Origin of the sequence: Methylibium sp., assembly GCF_013817365.1 — a bacterium.
GTDB lineage: Bacteria > Pseudomonadota > Gammaproteobacteria > Burkholderiales > Burkholderiaceae_C > Methylibium.
Genome location: NZ_JACDCU010000590.1, coordinates 1 through 2,111 on the forward strand (window position 1 = coordinate 1; position 2,111 = coordinate 2,111).

Sequence of the window (2,111 nt, forward strand, 5' to 3'; positions counted from 1 at the left end):
CTCGGCGTGCTCGCCCTTGCGCTCGCGCAGCACGGGGGCCAGGATCATCAGCCGCGTTTCCTCGGGCAGGGCCAGCACGGCATCGACCATCTGGCTGACGCTCTGCGCCTGCAGCGGCAGGTGGTGGTCGGGGCAGAAAGGTGTGCCGGCGCGCGCATACAGCAGGCGCAGGTAGTCGTGGATCTCGGTGACGGTGCCGACGGTGGAACGCGGGTTGTGCGAGGTGGCCTTCTGCTCGATGCTGATGGCCGGCGACAGGCCCTCGATCACATCGACATCGGGCTTGTCCATGCGCTGCAGGAACTGCCGCGCATAGGCCGACAGGCTCTCCACGTAGCGGCGCTGGCCCTCGGCGTAGAGCGTGTCGAAGGCCAGACTCGACTTGCCCGAGCCCGACAGACCCGTGATCACCACGAGCGCATGGCGCGGGATGTCGAGGTCGATGTTCTTGAGGTTGTGGGTGCGGGCCCCGCGCACGCGGATGGCGGGCGCTTCGCCGGAAGGCCTGCGAGGCGCGGGCACGTGCGCCGTCGGCGATTCAGCAGGAGCTTCGTCCGCGGGCGGTTCGTCGCTCGCGGGCAAGGGCGCGTGAGGGGCGGCAGGCGGCATTTCGGCGTGGAAGTGGGGCTCGCCGGCTGGCGGCGGCGGGCAACCGGCAATTATGCGGGCCGCCGTCGTGGCGCCCGGGGTGCGAGCCGTGACGGCGGGATCGCCCTTCCGCCGGGCGGTGACGCGTCGTAGCATCCGGCTCATGTTGCGTTGGATGCGAGCGTCTCGATGGTGTGGCCGCCCGGCCGGTGCGGCGCGCATGGCCTGCATGCTGCCGCTGGCCCTGGCGCTCGCCGGCTGCGGCGGCGGCTTCTATCTCGGTGACAACTTCGACGACAACGACGATCCGCCCCAGGTCGTGTTGATCGTTTCACCCGACATCGCCGAGGCGGGCGGCGAAGTGCGGCTGAGAGCTTCGGCGAGCGACGACTCCGGCATCGACGAAGTGATCTTCTTCCGCGTTGATGGCGCCGTGTCCACGCGCCTCGGGAGCGACGAGACGGCACCCTACGAGCTCGACACCGAACTGCCCGACGACGCCACCGCGCCTGTGCAGTTCTTCGCCCGCGCGATCGACAACGACGGCCAGTCGCGCGACAGCGACCTGTTCAGCGTCACGGTCAATCGCTGACGCAACTTGCAAGGCTGTAAGGCGCCAGCCGTCCATCCAAGGCGCCGCTGCCTGCGACGAGGCTCGCAACAAGGGATGGCGCCGGCCGGGGCGCTTTCTACAGTGCAGCAGACTGCGCTGTCACCCCGTTGCGCGCAGGCCGACACCGGAGACCGCATGCCCGATGCTTCCCAGCCCGCTGCCGCGCCAGGCACCGCCTCCGGCAGCGACCCGGGCGAACCGGACGCGAAGACTGCGACGTCCCCTGTAGCCGCCGAAGGCCCTGTCGTCGTTGCGCCCGGCTTGCCCGCGTCGTCTGTAACCGAGGCGCCTGCCGCTGCCACTGCCGCCGTCGCCGTCGCCGAAACCGCCGCCGCGGCAGCCGCCGCAACGGCCACCCTGGCCGACCTCACCCACACCGAAGCCGCTCTTCTGAAGGCTCGCCGCAAGCTGGCCGGCGTGGCGCCCGACATGCCCACTGTGGGCCTCGCCCTGTCCGGCGGTGGCGTGCGCAGCGCGACGTTCTGCCTGGGCCTGCTGCGCGGACTGGCGCAGCGCGGCCAGTTGCCGCGCCTCGACTACCTGTCGACCGTGTCGGGCGGCGGCTATGTCGGCGCCATGTTCGGCCGGCTGGTCGTGCTGGTCGGCATTGCGCGCGCGCAGGCGCTGCTACAGAGCAACGACTCGCCGGTGCTGGCCTGGCTGCGGCGCAATGGCCGCTACCTCACGCCCTCGGGCTCGCGCGACATCGGCTTCGCGGTCGTCACCTACCTTCGCGCCTTCCTGGCCATCCACGGCGAATTCATGGCGGTGAGCCTGCCGTTCTCTTTGCTGGTGATCCTGCCGCACCTGTTGCACAGCGCGAGCACCTTGACGCTGCCCGGCATCGGCGCGGCCAGCGCCGCCGCGTGGCAACCCTGGCACACGCTATGGTGGCCGATCGCCGTGCTGC

General features: G+C 70.8%; 2 protein-coding genes and 1 pseudogene. 2 read left to right on the forward strand and 1 reads right to left on the reverse strand.

The annotated features are described in order from the left end of the window. Nucleotides 1–582 (reverse strand): annotated as a pseudogene (locus H0W38_RS21725) (excinuclease ABC subunit UvrA); the annotation flags it as partial. 226 nt (nucleotides 583–808) lie between these two features. Here H0W38_RS21725 and H0W38_RS21730 point away from each other — a divergent pair. Continuing rightward, nucleotides 809–1,180, forward strand: a complete 372-nt coding sequence (locus H0W38_RS21730; RefSeq protein WP_292458133.1) for an Ig-like domain-containing protein — start codon at nucleotides 809–811, stop codon at nucleotides 1,178–1,180. Between the two features lie 156 nt (nucleotides 1,181–1,336). Further along, nucleotides 1,337–2,111 (forward strand): patatin-like phospholipase family protein (locus H0W38_RS21735; RefSeq protein WP_367162614.1); only part of this gene is annotated, 775 nt, incomplete at its 3' end.

Coding starts and splice junctions, on each gene's coding strand:
- H0W38_RS21730 (WP_292458133.1), top strand. CDS start 809: ATGGCCTGCATGCTGCCGCTGGCCCTGGCGCTCGCCGGCTGCGGCGGC.